Annotated in this window: 13 protein-coding genes; 8 read left to right on the forward strand and 5 right to left on the reverse strand. The window is 71.3% G+C overall.

Translation table 11 applies throughout. The features are described 5' to 3' along the window. The 3 genes from HMPREF2833_RS08905 to HMPREF2833_RS08915 form a co-directional block, all read right to left on the reverse strand. Window positions 1–406 (reverse strand): biotin/lipoyl-containing protein (locus HMPREF2833_RS08905; RefSeq protein ID WP_305778338.1); only part of this gene is annotated, 406 nt, incomplete at its 3' end. A 118-nt stretch (window positions 407–524) separates the two neighbouring features. Beyond that, window positions 525–1,892: a dihydrolipoyl dehydrogenase gene (gene lpdA, locus HMPREF2833_RS08910; protein ID WP_039102207.1), complete on the reverse strand. Its 1,368-nt coding sequence runs from the start codon at window positions 1,890–1,892 to the stop codon at window positions 525–527. 172 nt (window positions 1,893–2,064) lie between these two features. Beyond that, window positions 2,065–3,591 (reverse strand): leucyl aminopeptidase, encoded by a 1,527-nt coding sequence (locus tag HMPREF2833_RS08915; protein WP_070637647.1) that lies wholly within the window; start codon window positions 3,589–3,591, stop codon window positions 2,065–2,067. A 216-nt stretch (window positions 3,592–3,807) separates the two neighbouring features. Between HMPREF2833_RS08915 and HMPREF2833_RS08920 the strand changes: the two genes are divergently transcribed. The 5 genes from HMPREF2833_RS08920 to HMPREF2833_RS08940 all read left to right on the forward strand — a co-directional run bounded on the left by HMPREF2833_RS08920 (window position 3,808) and on the right by HMPREF2833_RS08940 (window position 10,271). Next, complete coding sequence (locus HMPREF2833_RS08920; RefSeq protein WP_039102205.1) at window positions 3,808–4,740, forward strand: proteasome assembly chaperone family protein; 933 nt, start codon at window positions 3,808–3,810, stop codon at window positions 4,738–4,740. Between the two features lie 57 nt (window positions 4,741–4,797). Beyond that, the gene (locus HMPREF2833_RS08925; RefSeq protein ID WP_070637649.1) at window positions 4,798–6,093 is read left to right on the forward strand and encodes an MFS transporter; all 1,296 of its coding nucleotides are present in this window, start codon (window positions 4,798–4,800) and stop codon (window positions 6,091–6,093) included. Between the two features lie 167 nt (window positions 6,094–6,260). After that, window positions 6,261–7,556: a hypothetical protein gene (locus HMPREF2833_RS08930; RefSeq protein WP_141756177.1), complete on the forward strand. Its 1,296-nt coding sequence runs from the start codon at window positions 6,261–6,263 to the stop codon at window positions 7,554–7,556. A 448-nt stretch (window positions 7,557–8,004) separates the two neighbouring features. Continuing rightward, the gene (locus HMPREF2833_RS08935; protein WP_070638477.1) at window positions 8,005–9,543 is read left to right on the forward strand and encodes an RNA polymerase sigma factor; all 1,539 of its coding nucleotides are present in this window, start codon (window positions 8,005–8,007) and stop codon (window positions 9,541–9,543) included. Window positions 9,544–9,575: 32 nt separating this feature from the next. Further along, complete coding sequence (locus HMPREF2833_RS08940; protein ID WP_070637653.1) at window positions 9,576–10,271, forward strand: ubiquinone/menaquinone biosynthesis methyltransferase; 696 nt, start codon at window positions 9,576–9,578, stop codon at window positions 10,269–10,271. A 114-nt stretch (window positions 10,272–10,385) separates the two neighbouring features. On the opposite strand, the gene HMPREF2833_RS08945 is transcribed toward HMPREF2833_RS08940, so the two are convergent. Next, window positions 10,386–10,586 carry a DUF7455 domain-containing protein gene (locus tag HMPREF2833_RS08945; protein WP_047978633.1) on the reverse strand — a complete coding sequence of 67 codons (201 nt, stop codon included), beginning with the start codon at window positions 10,584–10,586 and terminating at the stop codon, window positions 10,386–10,388. A 221-nt stretch (window positions 10,587–10,807) separates the two neighbouring features. On the opposite strand from HMPREF2833_RS08945, the gene HMPREF2833_RS08950 reads away from it, so the two are divergent. Then, window positions 10,808–12,916, forward strand: coding sequence for a DNA gyrase/topoisomerase IV subunit B (locus HMPREF2833_RS08950; protein ID WP_070637655.1), 2,109 nt, complete (start codon window positions 10,808–10,810; stop codon window positions 12,914–12,916). Window positions 12,917–13,058: 142 nt separating this feature from the next. Here the strand turns inward: HMPREF2833_RS08950 and HMPREF2833_RS08955 are convergent, their stop codons facing one another. Then, window positions 13,059–15,614: a DNA gyrase/topoisomerase IV subunit A gene (locus HMPREF2833_RS08955; RefSeq protein ID WP_070637657.1), complete on the reverse strand. Its 2,556-nt coding sequence runs from the start codon at window positions 15,612–15,614 to the stop codon at window positions 13,059–13,061. Between the two features lie 70 nt (window positions 15,615–15,684). Here HMPREF2833_RS08955 and HMPREF2833_RS08960 point away from each other — a divergent pair, with 70 nt between their 5' ends. Continuing rightward, window positions 15,685–18,375, forward strand: coding sequence for a bifunctional acetate--CoA ligase family protein/GNAT family N-acetyltransferase (locus tag HMPREF2833_RS08960; protein ID WP_070637659.1), 2,691 nt, complete (start codon window positions 15,685–15,687; stop codon window positions 18,373–18,375). Window positions 18,376–18,388: 13 nt separating this feature from the next. Then, window positions 18,389–19,996 carry a serine/threonine-protein kinase gene (locus HMPREF2833_RS08965; protein WP_070637661.1) on the forward strand — a complete coding sequence of 536 codons (1,608 nt, stop codon included), beginning with the start codon at window positions 18,389–18,391 and terminating at the stop codon, window positions 19,994–19,996. Window positions 19,997–20,009: the final 13 nt, after the last annotated feature.

Genomic DNA, 20,009 nt, shown 5'->3' on the forward strand with positions numbered 1-20,009 from the left:
GCGCGGGGAGGGTGACCTCCACCGAGTTGCCCGAGGCCTGCTTGGTGTCGGCCTTCGGGGCCTCCTGCGCCTCCTCGGAGGAGTCGCCAGAATCATCGGCGGAGTCCTGCGAGGCGGACTCCTCGGCGGTGTCCGCACCGGAGTCGGAGTCCTGGTCGGAGCCGCCGGAGCCGTCGCCGATCACGACGAGAGGGGCGCCGACCTCGACGTCCTCGTCCTCGTCCACGAGGATCTTCTCGACCACACCGGCCACGGGGGACGGAACCTCGGTGTCCACCTTGTCCGTGGAGACCTCCACCAGGGCCTCGTCCACCGCGACCTCGTCCCCGACCTGCTTCAGCCAGCGGGTGACGGTTCCTTCGGTGACAGACTCACCCAGTGCGGGCAGATTAACGGTTTCAGACATTGTCGCGTCCGTCCCTCTCTACAGAATTTCTCGAAAAATGTTCTACGTGTCCGGGCCCGGGCGGTACCGGGAGGAGCAAGCGGGTGCGCGTCCCCGGGGACGCGCACCCGCTCGTGGCTCAGCCGTGCAGGGGAGAGCCTGCCAGTGCCATGGCAGCCTCTCCGATGGCCTCGTTCTGCGTGGGGTGCGCGTGGACGAACGCCGCGACGTCCTCCGGGTAGGCCTCCCAGTTGACCATGAGCTGGCCCTCGCCGATCTGCTCGCTGATGCGGGTGCCGATCGCGTGGAAGCCCACGATGGGGCCGTCCTTCTCGCGTACGAGCTTGATGAGGCCGCCGGTGCCGAGGATCGAGCTCTTGCCGTTGCCGGCCAGGTTGTACTCGAAGGTCTCCACGTTGTCCTTGCCGAACTTCTCCTCGGCCTTGGGCTGCGAGTAGCCCACGGAGGCGATCTCCGGCTCGGTGAAGGTGACCTTGGGAACGTTGATGTCCGGGACCACCACGGGGTTCAGCCCGGCGATCTCCTCGGCCACGAAGCGGCCCTGCTGGTATCCGCGGTGCGCCAGCTGCACGCCGGGAACGATGTCGCCGATCGCGTAGATGTTGCCCACGCCCGTGTGCAGCCGCTCGTTCGGGGTGACGAACCCGCGGTCCATGGGGATGCCCTGGTCCTCGAAGCCCATGTCCGCGGTGTTGGGACCGCGGCCCACGGCCACGAGCACGATCTCCGCCTCGAACTCCTTGCCGTCCGCGAGGGTCACCTTGGCGCCGTTGTCGTCCTGCTCGACCTTCTCGAAGAAGGTGCCCAGGTTGGACTTGATGCCGCGCTTCTTGAACTCGCGCTCGAGCGTCTTGATGATCGCGGGATCCTCGTTGGCCACGAGGTGGGGCAGGCCCTCGATCACGGTGACGTCCACACCGAACGAGCGCCACATGGAGGCGAACTCGCAGCCGATGACGCCGCCGCCGAGGACGATCGCGGACTTGGGCACGAAGTCGATCTCGAGCGCCTCGGTGGAGGTCATCACGCGGCCGCCGATCTCCAGACCCATGGTCTTGGAGACGGATCCGGTGGCCAGGATGATGTGCTCACCCGTGTACGTGGTGCCGTCCACATCGATGGTGTTCTTGCCCGTGAGCTTGCCGTTGCCCTGGATGACATCGACCTTGCGCATCTTCATGAGCCCGGTGAGGCCCTTGTACTTGCCCTGCACGATCTTGTTCTTGTAGTCGCGCACGGCGCCCATGTCGATGGACTCCAGGGTGGCCTTGATGCCGTACTTCTCCGACTCCCGGGCGCCCTCTGCGAGCTCGGCGGAGTGCAGGTACGCCTTGGTGGGGATGCAGCCCCAGTGCAGGCACGTGCCGCCGAGCTTCTCCTTCTCGATCAACGCCACGGAGTAGCCCAGCTGCACCGCGCGCAGAGCGGCGGAGTACCCGGCAGATCCTCCGCCCAGGACCAGAATGTCGTATTGGTTGTCGGCCACGTTGGCTCCCTCGGGGTTCGAGTTCTTGGATTCGGATGTCCGCCCGAGGCCCGATCCAGGGTCTGAGGAGGACGGTCACGGTTGGGGTCAAGCCTAACGCCACCCACGGGGCCCCACCAGGTATTGCTGCCCGGTGGGGCCCCGCGACGTGGCGCAATTCACGCGGCGCTGCTCACTCGGCGTGGGCGGCCGCGATCTCGAGCAACGTGCGCACGCCGAAGCCCGTCCCCTCCCTGGGGGTGTAGCCCCACGGCTGGGACTCGTTGAAGGACGGTCCGGCGATGTCGATGTGGGCCCACGGGAGCCTGCGTCCACCCTGCTCCGGCACGAACTCGCGCAGGAACAGGCCGGCCACGAGCATTCCGCCGTGCTTGTCGCCCATGTTCTTCAGGTCCGCCACGAAGGAGTCCAGCGAGGGGCGCAGGTGCTCGGGCAGGGGCATGGGCCACGCGGGCTCGCCCGCGCGACCGGCGGCGTCGACCACGAGGGAGCGGGCGGCGTCGTCACCCATGACACCGGCGGTGCGGACGCCGAGAGCGGCCATCTGCGCGCCGGTGAGGGTGGCGATGTCCACGAGCAGGTCGGGGTTCTCCTGGCCGGCCGCCCACAGGCCGTCGGCGAGCACCAGGCGACCCTCGGCGTCCGTGTTGAGCACCTCTACGGTGTGGCCGCTGTGCATGTGCAGGACGTCGCCGGGACGGGTGGCCGAGCCCGAGGGCAGGTTCTCCGCGAGGCACAGCCAGCCGGTCACGGCCACGGGCAGCTCGAGAGCCGCCGCGGCGAGGACCGTGCTCAGCACGGCCGCGGCACCCGCCATGTCCGACTTCATGGTCATCATCGAGGCCGGCGGCTTGAGGGAGAGTCCGCCCGAGTCGAACGTGATGCCCTTGCCCACCAGGGAGACGTGCTTCTTGGCGCGCGCCGGGGACCAGCGCAGCTTCACGAGCCGGGGACCGTTGACGGAGCCCTGACCCACGCCGAGCAGACCACCGAAGCCGCCGCGGGTCAGCTCCTTCTCCGCGAGCACCTCCACCTTGACCTTGGTGCCCTTGGCCGCGGTGGTGGCCACGTCCGCCACGAACTCCGGGGTGGCGGTGTCCGGGGACAGGTCCACGAGCGTGCGGGTCAGACGCACCGCGCGGGCCACGTGGCGGGCACGCTCGACGGCGGGCTTCGCGGCCTTGGCGAGGTTCTTCGGGACGCTCACCACGGCGGATTCCAGGGGCCGGTCCTTGTCCCCTGCGGTGCGGGTCTTCTGGGTGGTGTACACGAACGCCGCGAGGCCCACGCCCTCGGCCACGGCCTGGACCTGCTCGGCGGTGTCCACAGGCAGAGAGACCACGGCGGACGAGGCCCGGCCCTGCAGCGCACGCACCGCGGCGCCCGCGGCGAGGCGCAGGTTCTCGAGCTGCTCCCGGCCCTGGCCCTCACCGAGGCCCGTGAAGACCACGAGACCGGCGCGGACGTCGTCGGGTGCGGGGACCACGACGACCTTCTCCAGAGAGCCCGAGGCCTGCGCCCGCTCGGCGAGCTGCGCCAGACGACGCCGGACTCCCGCCTTCACGTCGCTCGGCACCGAGACGGTGCCGTCCTGGAGGACGCCCAGCACGAGTGCGTCCGTGGCGGAGTCGCCCAGGGGCTTGGTGGCGGCGGTGAGGCTCACCTCGTGGGTCGTGAGGATCTCTTGCGCTGTGGTCACTGTGATGTCCTTCCACGCCTGGCTGAGAACGGTCGGAGCCGCGGTGCAGGTGGCCGCGGGCCCGGGCGCGATGCGCCGGTGTGACACCGATCCTAGTCATCCGGCTGCGGACGCCGGGGCGGGAATACCCTGTGACCCCGGAGGCGTTCCCTGTCCATCGAGGGCGCGCGCCGTGGTCTGCGGGTGCGCCGCGGCCCGTGTCCACTAGGAGGAGAAGTGCTGGATCCCACGGCCCTGTACCTGGGCAACCCCGCTCTGCTGGGTGATGACCGGCTGCGTGGCCTGCCGATGATCGTGGCCCTCTCCGGGTACGTGGAGGCCGGGCACCTCGCGGGTCAGATCGAGGCAGTGGTCCTCGACTCCATGCCGAGCGAGACGGTGGCACGCTTCGATCTCGACCAGCTCTACGACTACCGCTCGCGGCGCCCCCGGGTGACCTTCGCGGAGGACCACTTCGAGGACTGGGAGGCTCCCGAGCTGAACCTGCACCTCGTCACCGACGGTCTGGACCGGCACTTCCTGCTGCTCACCGGTCCGGAGCCGGACACCCAGTGGGAGCGCTTCGCCGCAGCCGTGGTGGGGCTCGCCCAGCGGTTGCGGGTCTCCCTGGTGGCAATCGTGAACGGCATCCCGATGCCCGTGCCCCACACCCGCCCCGTCCTCGTGACGGCCCACGGTCCGCGCGCGGACCTGCTGCCCCGCATGGGCGGGAGTCGGCCGAGCTTCGAGGTGAGCGCCTCGGCCTCCCACCTGCTGGAGCTGCGGTTCCAGGAGCACGGGATCGACCACGTGGGTCTGTCCGTGCACGTCCCCCAGTACCTCGCGGAGTCCTACCTCCCGCAGGCCGCCGTGGCGGCTCTCGAGCACCTCAGCGCGGTCACGGGCCGCACGCTGCCCACCGACGAGCTGCGGGAGGCCTCGCGGGACGTGATCCGCCAGATCGACGAGCAGGCGAACTCGTCCCCCGAGGTGCAGGCCGTCATCGAGAGCATGGAACGGCGCTACGATGACGTGGTGGACGCGTCCGCCCGCCGGTCCATCCTCGCCGGGCCCGACGACTCCGATCTTCCTGACGCCGACGACCTCGGCGCCGCGGCCGAGGCGTTCCTGGCCGCTCGCAACGACTCGGACGGCCACCAGGACAAGTAGCCCACGGGCCGTGCGCGCGGGGGCAGAGCAACGACAGCCCTCGGAAGGCCCTCCAGCATGCCCCGCACCCCCTCGCCCAGTGCGCCCCGGTCCAGGGACTCTCCCACCGCGTGGCTGATCCTGGCGGTGGGGATGTTCGCCTACTTCTCCGCCGTGGCCCAGCGCACGAGCTTCGGGGTGGCGTCCGTGGAAGCCGCCGAGCGCTTCCAGACCGCGGCCTCCGGTCTCTCCCTGTTCTCCATGATGCAGGTGCTGGTCTACGCCGTGCTGCAGGTTCCCGTGGGGGTCCTCGTGGACCGCTTCGGTCCCCGCATCCTGATCACCGTGGGCGGGGTGGCCATGGCCGCGGGGCAGCTGCAGCTGGCCTCGGCGCAGTCGGTGGCCGAGGGCGTGGTGGGACGCGTCCTGGTGGGCGCCGGGGACGCGGCCACGTTCGTGTGCGTCATGCGCCTGCTGCCCGTGTGGTTCTCGCCGCTGCGCGTCCCGATGCTCTCCCAGGTGGTGGGCATGACGGGCAACCTGGGGCAGCTGTTCTCCGTGCTGCCCTTCGCCGTGCTGTTGCACGCCGCCGGGTGGGTGCCCTCGTTCGTGGTGATGGCGGGGATCGCCATGCTCGCCGCGGTGCTGTCCGGACTGCTGCTGCGCAACCACCCGCCCGGCGCGCGGGAGCTCAGCGACAGCATCTCGTTCTCCGCGGTGCGCGCGTCCATGGGCCTGGCGCTGCGTGAACCGGGGACGCGCCTGGGCTTCTGGGTGCACTTCACGGTCCAGTTCGCGGGCAACACGTTCGCGCTGATGTGGGCCTACCCGTACCTGCAGAACGCCCAGGGGCTGGACCCGGGGCAGGCCTCTGCCGTGATGACGGTGTACGTGGTCTTCAACGTGGTGGTGGCGCCCGTGATCGGCAGGCTGAGCGCGCGCTTCGCCCACCACCGCTCCAGGCTGGTGCTGGCCTGCTGCGCGGTCAGCTGGTCCGGCTGGGCGGTCCTGCTGCTGTGGCCGGGCAGGGCTCCGCTGGCCGTGGTCTACGGGGGTGTGTGCCTGATAGCCCTCTCCCTTCCCGCCTCCATGATCGCGTTCGACATCGTGCGCTCGTTCAGCCCTCCCCGGGTCAGCGGCACGGCCACGGGACTCGCCAACGTGGGGGGCTTCGCGGCGTCCCTGCTCGCCATCTGGGTCACCGGGCTGGTGCTGGACCTGCTCTACGGAGCCGGGATCTCGTCCACCCTCTACGACGGCGAGGCGTTCCGTCCCGCGATCGCCGCCCAGGGACTCGTGGCGCTCGTGGGCACGCTGGCCATCCTGCGGTGCAGCCGCCAGGTCCGTCGCCTCCACGGACCCGATGCGGTCTGACGCGGTCTGACGCCCTTCGCGGCGGGCGCGCCCGCGGCGGGCGGTGCCGGGTGCGTGCCGCGGTGAGCGCACTGCACCACGGTGGTCCCGGTGCGCCTGCGGCCCCGGCCCTCCCCGTTCGACGCCGCGGCCACGCGGCCGTTCGTACCCCGGGGCACCGTGGGGGCATGACCGTGGCTCCTGAATCGACCCCGACCGTGACCGTCCGCCGCTGCGAGGACCTGCTCGCGCTGATTCCCCACCAGCTGGGACACAGCCCCTGCGACGGCACCGTGCTGTTCCTTCCCGTGAGGGATGGGCACGCCCTGTGCCTCAGCCTCGACACCCCGGATTCCCGAGCGGACCTGCCTGCGGTGGCCGAGGACCTGGCGGGACTCCTCGCGGGCACGCCGCACCGCGGTGAGCTGGTGGTGGTGGTCTACTGCGCCACGGAGACAGGGGACGCGGTGACCGAGGCCTCCGGGGCCCTCGCACGGTGGCGGAGAATTCTGGACCTCACGGGATTCGAGATGCTGCGGCAGCTCGTGGTGGGGCCCACCCACTGGTGGGACGCCGACGAGCCGGAGCGGGCGCTGTCGGTCCGGCTGATCCGGGACAGCCCCGTGAACGCCCAGCTCGTGGCCGAGGGCAGTGGAGCGGAACCACCGCTCCTGCGCGACGACCCCGTGTGGCGGTCCTGCGTGCAGGAGAGAGGAGCGCACCTGCGCGAGGCGCTCCGGCGCTGCGCGGAGCGCAACCCCCGGGAGACGGCGGACCGGCACGCCGCCGCGCGGCCCCCACGGTCCACCTCGTCCCACGACCTCACGGTGGGCCAGGCCAGGGCGCGGCTCGCTGCCTGGTCGGCCGCCGGGCACCGGGTGGGAAGGAACCGGAACCGCTGGGTGGCGGAAGTCCTCGCGTGGCCTGACCGCGAACTCCTCCGGCTGCTGGACGACCTGGGGGACGATCTCAGCCGGGACGCACTGCTCTACATGTGGCTCACCGGCAACCCAGAGCGCGCGGCGGCCGCGCTGGTGGGGCTGCATGCGGCGTCGCGGCGCCTGGAGGGGTGTGCCCCGGGGCAGCTGGATCCCGACGCGGACACCATCGACGAGGCACTGCGGTGCATCGCCGCGGTGTCCGGGGAGTGGGACGGACCACCGCACTGGGACTCCGTGGACAGCGCCCACAGGGTGCTCCAGGTGCTCGACGCGGTGCTGGCGGCCAAGGCCGGGGATGAGGACCGTGGGTGGGAGGCACGCACCACGGTGGTCGCCGTTCTGGCTCAGCTGGAGCACTACCGTGGGCGGTCCCTCACGGCCGCTCGCCTGCTGGAGGGACACTGCCACGAGGGCAGTGCTCCGGGGGCTGGGCGCCACGCCGTGAGCGACGTCCGGCGCCGCCTGAGCACGCTTCCCACACCGTGGTGGTGCTCGAGCCGGGCCACGGCGTGGCCGGGGCGCCACCACTGGAGCCGCGGCTGAGGGCACGGACCCCGGGTGGGGTCGGGCGTCGTCGTGCGTGGCCGGCGGGGGACCGCCATGGTTCGGTGCGTGGGCCGGAGCAGCCGCGCGGAAAACTTTCTCCCCGGGGGTGGGAACAATCTGCGGGGGTGTGGCGTTGCCGGGAGTAGGACCCTCAGAGTCCCGGTCGGACATTCCTGTCACCGCACCGGACTTGACAGGGTCATAGGCGTGTTGGCCACCCGCGTGGTACGCGTCCGAAGATCTGTCCAACGAAAGGTTTTCCGTGTCACCAGCTGCCAGCAAGACCGCGTCCGCCTCGCAGGCCCCCGCGGCGGAGACCGCCTCGGCGGCGTCGGCCTCCCAGAGCGGCGCGAGCACGAGCGGCGCCGCGAAGAAGGCCCCCGCCAAGAAGACCACGGCGGCCAAGAAGACGACCGCGGCCAAGACCACGGCCGCGAAGAAGACCGTGGCCCGCAAGAGCACCGCCGCCAAGAAGACCACGGCGGCCTCGTCGCGCACGGCGAGCACCACCGCGACCGCGGCGTCGGACGCTGCAGAGCAGACGGCGGCCACCGCGGAGGCCTCGACCACGACGGCTTCCACCGCGAAGACTGCGGGGACCAGGACGGCAGCCCGCAAGACGGCTGCACCCAAGAAGACCGCGGCCAAGAAGACGGCCGCCACCAAGAGCACTGGCACGCGGACAACGGGCACCGCCAAGTCCACGGGCACCACCACGGCCGCGGGCACCACCAAGGCTGCGGAAGCCGCGGTCAAGGCCTCCGCGGAGGACAAGCCCGGCACCACGGCGACACCCCGCAAGAGTGCGGCCAAGGCCGCGCCCACGAGCACCGGCACCGGGCGCGGCCGCAAGAAGGCCGACCCCGTGGACGAGGCGCTCGCCGAGGACGAGATCGTGACGGAGGACCTCCAGGACGACGCCGAGGACGACGACGCCCAGGAGTCCCAGCAGGCGTCGGTGGAGGAGTCCGCGCAGCTCATGAAGGGGCGCCAGGACCGCAGCGCCCGCGGCTTCGTGCTGACCAGCAACGACGACGACGACGCCCCGGCGCAGCAGGTGGTCGTCGCCGGAGCCACCGCAGACCCCGTCAAGGACTACCTCAAGCAGATCGGCAAGGTCGCGCTGCTGAACGCGGAGCAGGAGGTGGACCTCGCGCTGCGGATCGAGGCCGGGCTCTACGCCGAGCACAAGTTCGCGGACGAGGCCGACTCCATGGATGCCGACACCCGCCGCGCCTACCGCTGGGTGATCCACGACGGCCGCCGCGCCAAGAACCACCTCCTGGAGGCGAACCTCCGGCTCGTGGTGTCCCTGGCCAAGCGCTACACCGGCCGCGGCATGCTGTTCCTGGACCTCATCCAGGAGGGCAACCTGGGCCTCATCCGCGCGGTCGAGAAGTTCGACTACACCAAGGGCTTCAAGTTCTCTACGTACGCCACGTGGTGGATCCGCCAGGCCATCACCCGCGCCATGGCGGACCAGGCCCGCACCATCCGCATCCCGGTGCACATGGTGGAGGTCATCAACAAGCTGGCCCGCGTGCAGCGCCAGATGCTGCAGGACCTCGGCCGCGAGCCCACCCCGGAGGAGCTCGCCAACGAGCTGGACATGACCCCCGAGAAGGTCGTGGAGGTGCAGAAGTACGGCCGTGAGCCCATCTCCCTGCACACCCCCCTGGGCGAGGACGGCGACTCCGAGTTCGGGGATCTCATCGAGGACTCCGAGGCCGTGGTCCCCGCGGACGCCGTGTCCTTCACCCTGCTGCAGGAGCAGCTGCACTCCGTGCTGGACACCCTGTCCGAGCGGGAGGCCGGCGTGGTGGCCATGCGCTTCGGTCTCACCGACGGTCAGCCCAAGACCCTGGACGAGATCGGCAAGGTCTACGGCGTCACTCGTGAGCGGATCCGCCAGATAGAGTCCAAGACCATGTCCAAGCTGCGCCACCCGTCCCGCTCGCAGGTGCTGCGGGACTACCTGGACTGATGCCGGCGCACGGCCCGGCAGAAGGGCACGAGATGACCGCGCGCGACGCGCAGGTGCAGGGCATCTTCAACCGCATCAATGTGGAGTACGACCGCATCAACGCGCTCATGACCCTGGGCGGTCACGCCCGCTGGTGCCGCGAGGTGGCCCGGCGGGCACAGGTGCCGCCGCGCGGGAGACTGCTGGACATCGCTACGGGCACCGGTGAGATCGCCCTGGCCGTGCGGCGTCGTGAACCGCGAGCGGAGGTGGTGGGGGTGGACTTCTCCGAGAACATGCTGGCCGAGGCCCGCACCAAGCCGGGCGCGGACTCGGTCACGTGGGAGTTCGCGGACGCCCACGAGCTGCGGTACGAGGACGCGTCGTTCGACGCCGTGACGCACGGATACCTGCTGCGCAACGTCAGTGATGTCCCCAGGGTGCTGCGCGAGCAGTTCCGTGTGCTCAGGCCCGGTGGCCGGGTGGTGGTGCTGGAGACGGCCCCGCCGCGCGGGCTGCTCAAGCTCGCGGTCTCCGTGGGCATGAGTGTGGTGCTTCCGCTGCTCGGTCAGATCGTGGCCCGGGACCGCAGCGCGTACAGCTACCTCAAGTCCTCGACGCTGGGGTTCGTCCCGCCCGCCGAGGTGGAACGGCAGCTGCGGGAGGCCGGGTTCGAGGACGTGGGCTCCGAGAGCCGGTACCTGGGGACCAACGTGATCTTCTGGGGCCGCAAGCCCACGGCCATCTGATCCTCACGGGACCGTGGGACGAGACGAGGCGCGCACCGCACGGTGCGCGCCTCGTCTCATGCCATCTACTGCGCAGCCCCGGTCGGTCTCTGCCGCCGTGGCGCGGTGGGTGACTCAGGCCCCGATGTGCTCGGTCTCGTCCTGCCACGTGGCGGCCAGGGGACGCAGCTTGTCCTCGTTGACCCGGGCGTGGTGGGCGCAGAACAGCAGCTCGCCGCCGGTGGATTCGAGGACCACGCGGACGTAGGCCTGCGCGCCGCAGGCATCGCAGCGGTGGGTCGCATTCAGTTCACGCGCTTCGAGTGTCGCGTTCATGGGATCCTCCTCACAGGTGTGGAATGCGGCGGGCACGCGTGTGCGCACCGCAGCGCGATGTCGGCTCGATCAGCTGGATCGCACGTCCCAGTACAACTCACGCGCGCGGCCATTGCTTCCCGCGTGGCCGATGTTTCGCCCACCGCGCACAAAACCGGGGCGCCGTCTAGAGTGATGAGGTCCCCAACGCCCTCGCGGCCCCCCGACCCCGGAAGAAGCTCGTGACACCGTCTCGATCCGAATACAACGCCCGCCACCTCTCCGTGCTGGAGGGACTGGAAGCGGTGCGCAAGCGCCCGGGCATGTACATCGGCTCCACGGACTCCCGCGGACTGATGCACTGCCTGTGGGAGATCATCGACAACTCGGTGGACGAAGCGCTGGCGGGCTACGGGCAGGACATCGCGCTGTTCCTGCACAAGGACGGCTCCGTGGAGGTCCACGACGACGGCCGCGGCATCCCCATCGACACCGAGCCCCGCACCGGACTGACCGGGGTGGAGGTGGTGTTCACCAAGCTGCACGCGGGCGGCAAGTTCGGCGGGGGCTCGTACTCCGCGTCGGGCGGTCTGCACGGTGTGGGAGCCTCGGTGGTCAACGCCCTGTCCGCGCGCCTGGACGTGCAGGTGGACCGCGGCGGCAAGACGTACCAGATGTCCTTCAAGCGCGGTGAGCCCGGAACGTTCACGGACAAGGGTGCGCCCTCCCCGAACGCGCCGTTCGAGCCGTTCACCACGGACTCGCACCTGCAGGTGGTGGGCAAGGCCAAGCGGGGTGTCACGGGCACCCGGATCCGATACTGGGCGGACGACCAGATCTTCACGCCGGATGCGAAGTTCTCCACGGAGGACCTGGTGCGCCGTGCCCGCCAGACGGCGTTCCTCATCCCTGGACTGCGGATCACCGTCACCGACGAGCGCCGTCTGCCCGGCACCCCGGGAGCCGACGGGCCGGTGGAGGAGGTCTTCCAGTACGACGGTGGAATCTCCGAGTTCGCGGAGTTCCTCGCGGCGGACGCCCCGGTGACGGACGTGTGGCGGCTGCAGGGCCAGGGCTCGTTCACCGAGCGCGTGCCGGTGCTGGACGACTCCGGGCACGCGCAGCTGCAGGACGTGGAGCGCACGTGCGAGGTGGACGTCGCCCTGCGCTGGGGCGTGGGGTACGACACCACGGTGCGCTCGTTCGTCAACATCATCGCGACCCCCAAGGGCGGCACGCACCTGAGCGGTTTCGAGAACGCCCTGCTCAAGACGCTGCGCAAGCAGGTGGACGTGAACTCCCGCAAGCTCAAGGCCGGCAACGACAAGCTCGAGAAGGACGACGTCCTCGCCGGTCTCACGGCCGTGCTCACCGTGCGCCTGGCCGAGCCGCAGTTCGAGGGCCAGACCAAGGAGGTGCTGGGCACCCCCGCCGTGCGCCAGATCGTCGCCAAGGTCGTGGAGGCGGAGCTCACCAGGCAGCTGACGTCGAAGAAGCGCGACGACAAGGCCCAGGCGGGCCAGCTGCTCGAGAAGGTCGTGGCGGAGATGAAGTCCCGCATCTCGGCGCGGGTGCACAAGGAGACCCAGCGGCGCAAGAACGCCCTGGAGACCTCGTCCATGCCCACCAAGCTCGTGGAGTGCCGCTCCGCGGACGTGGCCCGCTCGGAGCTGTTCATCGTGGAGGGTGACTCCGCGCTGGGCACGGCCCGGCTGGCGCGCAACTCGAACCACCAGGCGCTGCTGCCCATCCGCGGCAAGATCCTCAACGTGCAGAAGGCCTCCATCACGGACATGCTGGCCAACGCCGAGTGCGCCGCGCTGATCCAGGTGATCGGCGCGGGCTCGGGGCGCAGCTTCGACCTGGACGCTGCGCGCTACGGCAAGGTCATCATGATGACGGACGCGGACGTGGACGGCGCCCACATCCGCACGCTGCTGCTCACCCTGTTCTACCGTTACATGCGCCCCCTCGTGGAGGCCGGCCGCGTCTACGCCGCAGTGCCGCCGCTGCACCGGGTGCAGATCGTGAACCCCGGTTCCAAGGCCAACGAGATGGTCTACACGTACTCGGAGCGCGAGCTGGACACCCTGCTGGGCAGCCTCGAGGAGCAGGGGCGGCGCTACAAGGAGCCCATCCAGCGCTACAAGGGTCTGGGTGAGATGGACGCCGACCAGCTCGCGGAGACCACCATGGACATCCGCCACCGCGTGCTGCGCCGGGTGCGGGTGGCGGACGCGGAGGCCGCCGAGCGCGCGTTCTCCCTGCTCATGGGCTCGCAGGTGGCGCCCCGCAAGGACTTCATCGTGGCCGGCGCCTCGCACCTGAACCAGGAGCAGATCGACGCCTGATCCGGGCCGCGCGCCGCAGGGGGACGACCACGGGATGCGTCAGTGCGGCGGGGAGCACGACGCCGCCAGGTCGCGTCAGCGGTGACGTGACCGCCGGTCCCGCATGACAGGGCCTGCGGCCCCGGACGCGGACCGCGACGTCTCAGCCCTCCGCTGACGCGGTGTCCGCATCCTCTCGGGACGCGCTCCCGGCGGTGGGAACCTCCACCGGCAGCCCCGTGAGCGCGGGACCCACGGCGGCCACGGCCCGGTCGATGCCCACCCCGGAGCCGTCCCGGCGGCCGTACTCGGTGGGCAGGCTCCGCGCGACCCCTGCGGCGGACACGGCCTTGCCCGGTCCGTGGCCCACCCACGCGAGGTTCAGCGCGTCCTCCCCGGCGAGCAGCCGTTGCGCGCGCACACCCGCGGTGGCACGACCCTTGGGCGGGAACTCGCTCAGGGGGGTGACCTTGACGGAGGCCTCTCCCATCTCCGGCAGCTGACCGTCCCCGCGGGCCTGCGTGACCACCACGGTGGACTCCTGCGGGATCACCGCCCCGCAGAAGATCACGTGCTCACCGGCGGCGAGCTTCATCCCGGCCACGCCACCGGCGGTGCGGCCCTGCGGGCGCACGGCGGAGGCGGGGAAGTGCAGCAGCTTGGCGTCGGAGGAGACCATCACGAGCTCGGCGGCGTCCGGCGCGGCACCCACCCCCACCACGCGGTCCCCGTCCTTGAGCTTGATCGCGGGCCACTGGTCCAGGTTCAGCGGGTAGTCGGGGTTCACGCGCTTGACCACGCCCGCGGCCGTGCCGATCCCCACGACCTCCGTGAGGGGCGCCAGGCCCACGAGCGTCTCGTTCTTCTCCAGGCCCAGGAAGTCCGCGGCGGGCACACCGTCCGCGAGGCGGGGCACGCCGTCGAAGTCCTGCAGGACGGGGATGTCCACGCACGAGACACGCAGCATCCGGCCAGTTGACGTCACGGCGGCGATCTCGCCGCGAGCCGTCGCGGGGACCACGCTCGTGAGCGCGTCGTGCTTGAAGCGGCGCGAGCCGTCCGCCAGGGGAGTGCGCGCGGCGCTGCGGGCGATCCGCCCGGTGGTGGAGAGGAACGCCCAGCACGGGTCGTCGCTGATCTCCAGGGCCACGGACGTGACCGCCTTCTTCCCGCCGGTCTGTGCCGCGGTCACGGCGGGCAGGTCCTCCGCCTCGAGCAGCACGGTGCGGCGCTCGTCCCCGAACTTCTGGGCGGTCTCGGACAGCTCGTCGGCGACGACGCCGCGCAGCGTGGTCTCCGAGCCCAGGACTGCCTCGAGCTCCGCGATCTCCCGCTGCAGCTGGTCGCGCTCGGCCTCGAGCTCGATCCGGGAGAACTTGGTGAGCTGGCGCAGCCGCAGCTCCAGGATGTGCTCCGCCTGGGCCCGGGAGAGGTCGAAGACCGCGATCAGCCGGTCCCGGGCCTCGGCGGTCTCCTCGGAGCCGCGGATGATCTGGATGACCTCGTCGATGTCCACGATCGCGATCAGCAGACCCTCGACCAGGTGCAGCCGGTCCTGGCGCTTGGCCAGGCGGAACGCGGTGCGTCGGCGCACCACGGCGATCCGGTGGTCCGTGTAGACGCGCAGCAGCTCCAGCAGGCCCATGGTCCGCGGCTGGCCGTCCACCAGGGCCACGTTGTTGATCCCGAAAGACTCCTCCAGCGGCGTGTGCTTGTAGAGCTGGGCGAGCACCGCCTGGGGGTTGAAACCGTTCTTGACCTCGATCACGAGCCGCAGCCCGTTGGTGCGGTCCGTGAGGTCCACCACGTCCGAGATGCCGGTGAGCTTCTTGGCCTGGACGGCGTCCTTGATCTTCTCGGTGACCTTCTCAGGACCCACCATGTAGGGCAGCTCGGTGACCACGATGCCCTGCTTGCGCGGGGAGACCTGCTCGATCGAGACCGTGGCGCGGGTGCGGAAGGAGCCGCGCCCGGTGCGGTACGCGTCCCGGATGCCCTCGAGCCCCACGATCCGCCCGCCCGAGGGCAGGTCCGGGCCGGGGATGAGCTTCATGAGCTCCTCCAGGGTGGCCTCGGGGTTCAGGACCAGGTGGCGGGCACCGGCCGCGACCTCCCGCATGTTGTGCGGGGCCATGTTGGTGGCCATGCCCACCGCGATGCCCGTGGCGCCGTTGACCAGCAGGTTGGGGTACGCGGCCGGGAGCACGGCGGGCTGCTGGAACTGGTTGTCGTAGTTGGGCACGAAGTCCACGACGTCCTCGTCCAGGTCCCCGGTGAGCGTCCGGGCCGCCGGGGCCATGCGGGCCTCCGTGTAGCGCGGGGCGGCCGGACCGTCGTCGAGCGAGCCGAAGTTGCCGTGGCCGTCCACCAGGGGCACGCGCATGGCGAAGGACTGCGCCATGCGGACCATCGCGTCGTAGATCGCGGCGTCACCGTGGGGGTGCAGCTTGCCCATGACCTCGCCCACCACGCGCGCGCTCTTGACGTGGCCGCGGTCCGGGCGCAGCCCCATCTGGTCCATCATGAACAGGATCCGCCGCTGCACGGGCTTGAGGCCGTCCCGGGCGTCCGGCAGGGCGCGGGAGTAGATCACCGAGTAGGAGTACTCGAGGAAGCTGGTCTCCATCTCCTGGGTGACGTCCACGTCCACGATGTGCTCGACGAAGTCCTCGGGGAGGTCGTCCTGGGGGGAACGGGTGGCTGAGCGGCGACGAGCCATCGAGCGGCAACTCCTTGGATTCGGTGCGTGCTCCTGTGTCAGGGGCAGACGGTTGGCTAGTCTGAAGTCTATGGGTTCCCTCGACGAGACTCCGCAGCAGCAGGCCTACCCCGAGTACTGGGAGGCGGACGTCATCCTGCGGGACGGCGCCACCGCGCACCTGCGCCCCATCAGCCCGCAGGACCAGGAGCTGCTGCAGCAGATGCACTCCTCGCAGTCCCAGGACAGCATCTACCTGCGCTTCTTCTCCTACAAGCCCAAGCTGTCCCAGCGGGAGCTGGAGCGCTTCACCACGGTGGACCACCGGGACCGCGTGTGCTTCGTGCTGATCCTGGGGGACAAGCTCATCGGCGTGGGCCGCTACGACCGCACCTCGCCGCGAGCGGCGGAGGTGGCGTTCATGATCTCGGACCACCACCAGGGCCGGGGCATCGGCTCCATCCTCCTGGAGCACCTGGCCGCGGCGGCCCGGGAGAACGGCATCAACCGCTTCACCGCGGAGGTGCTGCCCGAGAACCGCAAGATGCTGCACGTGTTCGTGGAGGCCGGCTACGACGTCTCCCGCCAGTTCGAGGACGGCGTGGTGGTCGTGGAGTTCGACATCGACCCCACCGAGAAGTCCCTGGCGGTCATGGCCGCCCGCGAGCACCGTGCCGAGGCCCGCTCCGTGCAGGACCTGCTCACACCGGCCACGGTGGCCGTGATCGGGGCCTCCGCCCACGAGGAGCACGCTGGTCACCACGCGGTCGAGAGCATCCTCGCGGGCGGGTTCACCGGAACCCTGTACGGCGTGGGCCACTCCCCGTTCGAGCGCGAGGGGCTCACCTTCGTTCCGGCCCTCTCGGAGATCCCCGACCCCGTGGACCTGGCCGTGATCGCCGTGCCCCGGGACGCCGTGGAGGAGGCGGTGACGGACTGCGGCCGAGCGGGCGTGCGCGCCGTCGTCGTGATGACGGGCGGCTACGCCGAGGACGGTGTGGAGGGTGCACTGGCCCAGCGCCGGCTCGTGCGGATCGCCCGCGCGGCGGGCATGCGCGTGGTGGGGCCTGCCAGCCTGGGGCTCATGAACACCGACCCTGCGGTCTCGCTCAACGCCTCCGTGCTGGAGCAGATGCCGCGGCGCGGTGGGCTGGGCCTGTTCTCCCAGTCCGGGGCCGTGGGCACCATGCTCTACGGCGCGGCGCTGCGCCACGGGGTGGGGCTGTCCAGCTACCTGTCGGCGGGCAACCGCGCGGATGTCTCCGGCAACGACCTCATGCAGCACTGGGAGGACGATCCCGGGACCACGGTGTGCGGGCTCTACCTGCAGTCCGTGGGCAACCCGCGCAAGTTCTCGCGCATCGCGCGCCGGCTCTCGCTGTCCAAGCCCGTGATCGTGGCCAAGTCCGAGGTCACCGGGCTGCGGCTGCCCCCGGGACACACCGGGCGCGTGACCCAGGCCCCGCCGGGCGCCCTGGACGCCATGTTCCGCCAGGCGGGGGTCATCCGGGCCACCACCGCGGAGCAGCTGCTGGACATCGCCGCGATCGCGGAGAGCCAGCCGCTGCCCGGATCCCGCCGGATCGCCGTGGTCTCCAACGCCCTCGCGCTCGCCCAGCTCACCGAGGACACGGCGCTGCGGCTGGACCTCGAGCCGGTGGTGGTCAACGGCTCCGTGGACACCACCCAGGGCGGGGAGGCCGCCCACCGCGCCGTCCTCGAGGCCGCCCGCGAGCAGCTGGCGTCCCAGGACGTGGACAGCGTGGTGCTCGTGCTCATGCCCGCGCAGGGCCTGGACCGGGACGAGCTCGCCCGGGACGTGGCGCTCGCGGCACGCGGTGCGGGACGCACCACGGTGGCCGTGTTCACCGGCCAGCACGGCCCGGACAGCCTCACGGCATCGGTGCGCACCGCGGACGACGCCGCCCTGCCGTGCTTCGACTCGCCGGGCACCGCGATGCACGCGCTCGCGCAGGTGATCGACTACACCACGTGGCGCTCGCAGGACCAGGGCGTGGTCACGGTGCCCGAGGACTTCGACGTCGAGGCCGTGGAGTCGGTGCTCGACCGGCTGCGGGAGAAGGTCACCGGGGACGAGCTCTACGAGCTGAGCACGGCCGAGCGCAACGAGCTGCTCGGGCACGCGGGCATCCGGGTGCTGGAGTCCGTGCGCTTCAACGACCCGGAGGACGGCCCGGCCGCCGCCGAGCGCCTGGGGTACCCGGTGGCACTGAAGACCACGGACCCGTTCCTGCGCCACCGGCTGGACCTGGGCGGTGTGGTGCTCAACATCCAGGACTCGGACCAGCTGCGCGCGGCGATCGAGACCATGAAGCGCACCCTGGCCGGGTGGAACGTGACCGACTTCGAGGTCCAGTCCATGGCGCCCACGGGTCAGACCGTGGTGCTGCGGGCCGCCGAGGACCCTCTGATCGGACCCGTGCTGTCCTTCGGCATGACCGGCGACGCCGTGAACCTGCTGGACGACTGGGCACACCGCGTCCCGCCGCTCACCGACCGGGACATCACCCGGATGGTGCGGGCCCCCAAGGCCGCGCGCAAGCTTTTCGGGTACCAGGGGGTCCCGCCGGTGGACACCACCGGGCTCGAGCAGCTGGTGAACAGGGCGGCATTCCTCAAGGACCGCTTCCCGCAGATCGCGTTCCTGGAGCTGAACCCCGTGGTGCTCTCCGGACCGGTGCTGACCGTGCTCTCGGCCGTCGTCAAGATCGGGGACCCGGGTCAGCGCACGGACAGCGCCCGCCGCGCGATGCTGGGATAAGCGCGGCCCGACAGTGCGGGACACGATCGCCGGCCGTTTCGAGCTGCTGACGCCCATTGCGGAGGGCGGCAGCGGTGCCGTGTGGCGCGCCCACGACCTGCGGCTGGGCACGGAGTGCGCGGCCAAGGTGCTGCGGCAGCGGGACTCCGCGGACCTGCTGCGCTTCGTGCGCGAGCAGTCCGTGAACCTGGACCACCCGCACGTGGTCGCGCCCTACGGCTGGGCGGCGGAGGACGAGCACGTGGCGATCGCCATGGAACTCGTCTCCGGCGGAACCCTGGAGGCCGCGCTGCAGGACAACGGCGCGGTGGCGGACTGGCTGGCGGAGGAGTTCGTGTGCCAGCTGCTGGAGGCCCTGCGGTTCGTGCACACCCGCGGATGGGTGCACCGCGATGTGAAGCCCGCCAACGTGCTGCTCGAACCCACGGGTTCTCGGCTCCCTGTCGCCCGGCTCGCGGACTTCGGCATCGCGGTCCGTCTCGACGACGCACGCCTGACCCACACCGGCACGGTGGTGGGAACCCCCGGGTACCTGCCCTCGGAGGCCTACGCGCCGGGCAACCCCTCGCGGAGCATGGACCTCTACGCCGCGGGTGTGACCGCGGTGCGCATGGTCCTGCCCGAGGTGGACCTCAGCGCGGACCCGCTGCGCCCCGAGGACGTGGCGGAGCTCGAGCTCTTCGAGGACTCGCCCGCGCTGCGCACCGGGGTGGCGGGGCTGCTGGACCCGGACCCCGAGCAGCGTGTCCGGGCCGCCGACCGCCTGCTGGCGCAGCTGCTGGACACGGCGTCCGCTCGCGCGGACAGGACAGCGGAGACCGCGGAGGGCGAGCCGTTCGAGGTCTTCGACGTCCTCGAGCCCACCACGGAGCGTGAGCTGTCCCCGGTGGCCGACGCCGCCCGCCTGCCCCCGGGAGCCCGGGGCACCGCCGACGCCCCGATTGCGTGGCACGCCGTGCACCGCCAGGCGATCTCCGCTCCGGAGCGCCCCGCGATGACCGAGCGCGGGGGAGACCTGCTGCGCCCCTTCTCCCCGGTGGGGGACGGTGGCCACGACACGGAGCGTGCCACCCCGGCGTCGACCACCCGGTGGCCCGTGGCCGGACCGCCCGCGGAGGACAGCACGGAGCTCATCGACACCTCCGGCCCCCCGGTGCTGGAGCAGGTGTCCGAGACTGGAGGGCGTGCCACCGCGGCACCGGGGCCCGCGGCACCGGGGCCCGAGCAGACGGCCCGTCTGACCGCGAGCTCCGGGGATCCTGCTCCCGCGGGGGCCGCGGACGGGATGACGACGGCAGATCCAGTGGGCGCGCGTGCCGCTGTGCCGTCCGGGAGTCGTGGGCCCGGGACCCGGTCACGGGCTCCGCGCTGGCCCTGGTGGATGCTCACCGTGACCCTCGCGGTGCTCGCGCTGGTGGCGGGGTACGTGTGGCTCGGCCCGGCGCTGGCACGCTGGGGTGGAGCCGAGGGCCCGGACACCGCTCCGGAGCCCACCCGGGCACCGCAGACCCCGGGGGTCCCCTCGGACGGCGTGGGCGGACCGCCCGCGGCCACCACGGACGTCACCCCGGAGTGCACGCAGCTCGAGGACGGCACGGTGTCCTGCGTCGTGACCCCCTGAGGGGCTGCGGGGT

It is taken from the genome of Kocuria sp. HMSC066H03 (assembly GCF_001812045.1).
Classification (GTDB): Bacteria; Actinomycetota; Actinomycetes; order Actinomycetales; family Micrococcaceae; genus Kocuria; species Kocuria rhizophila.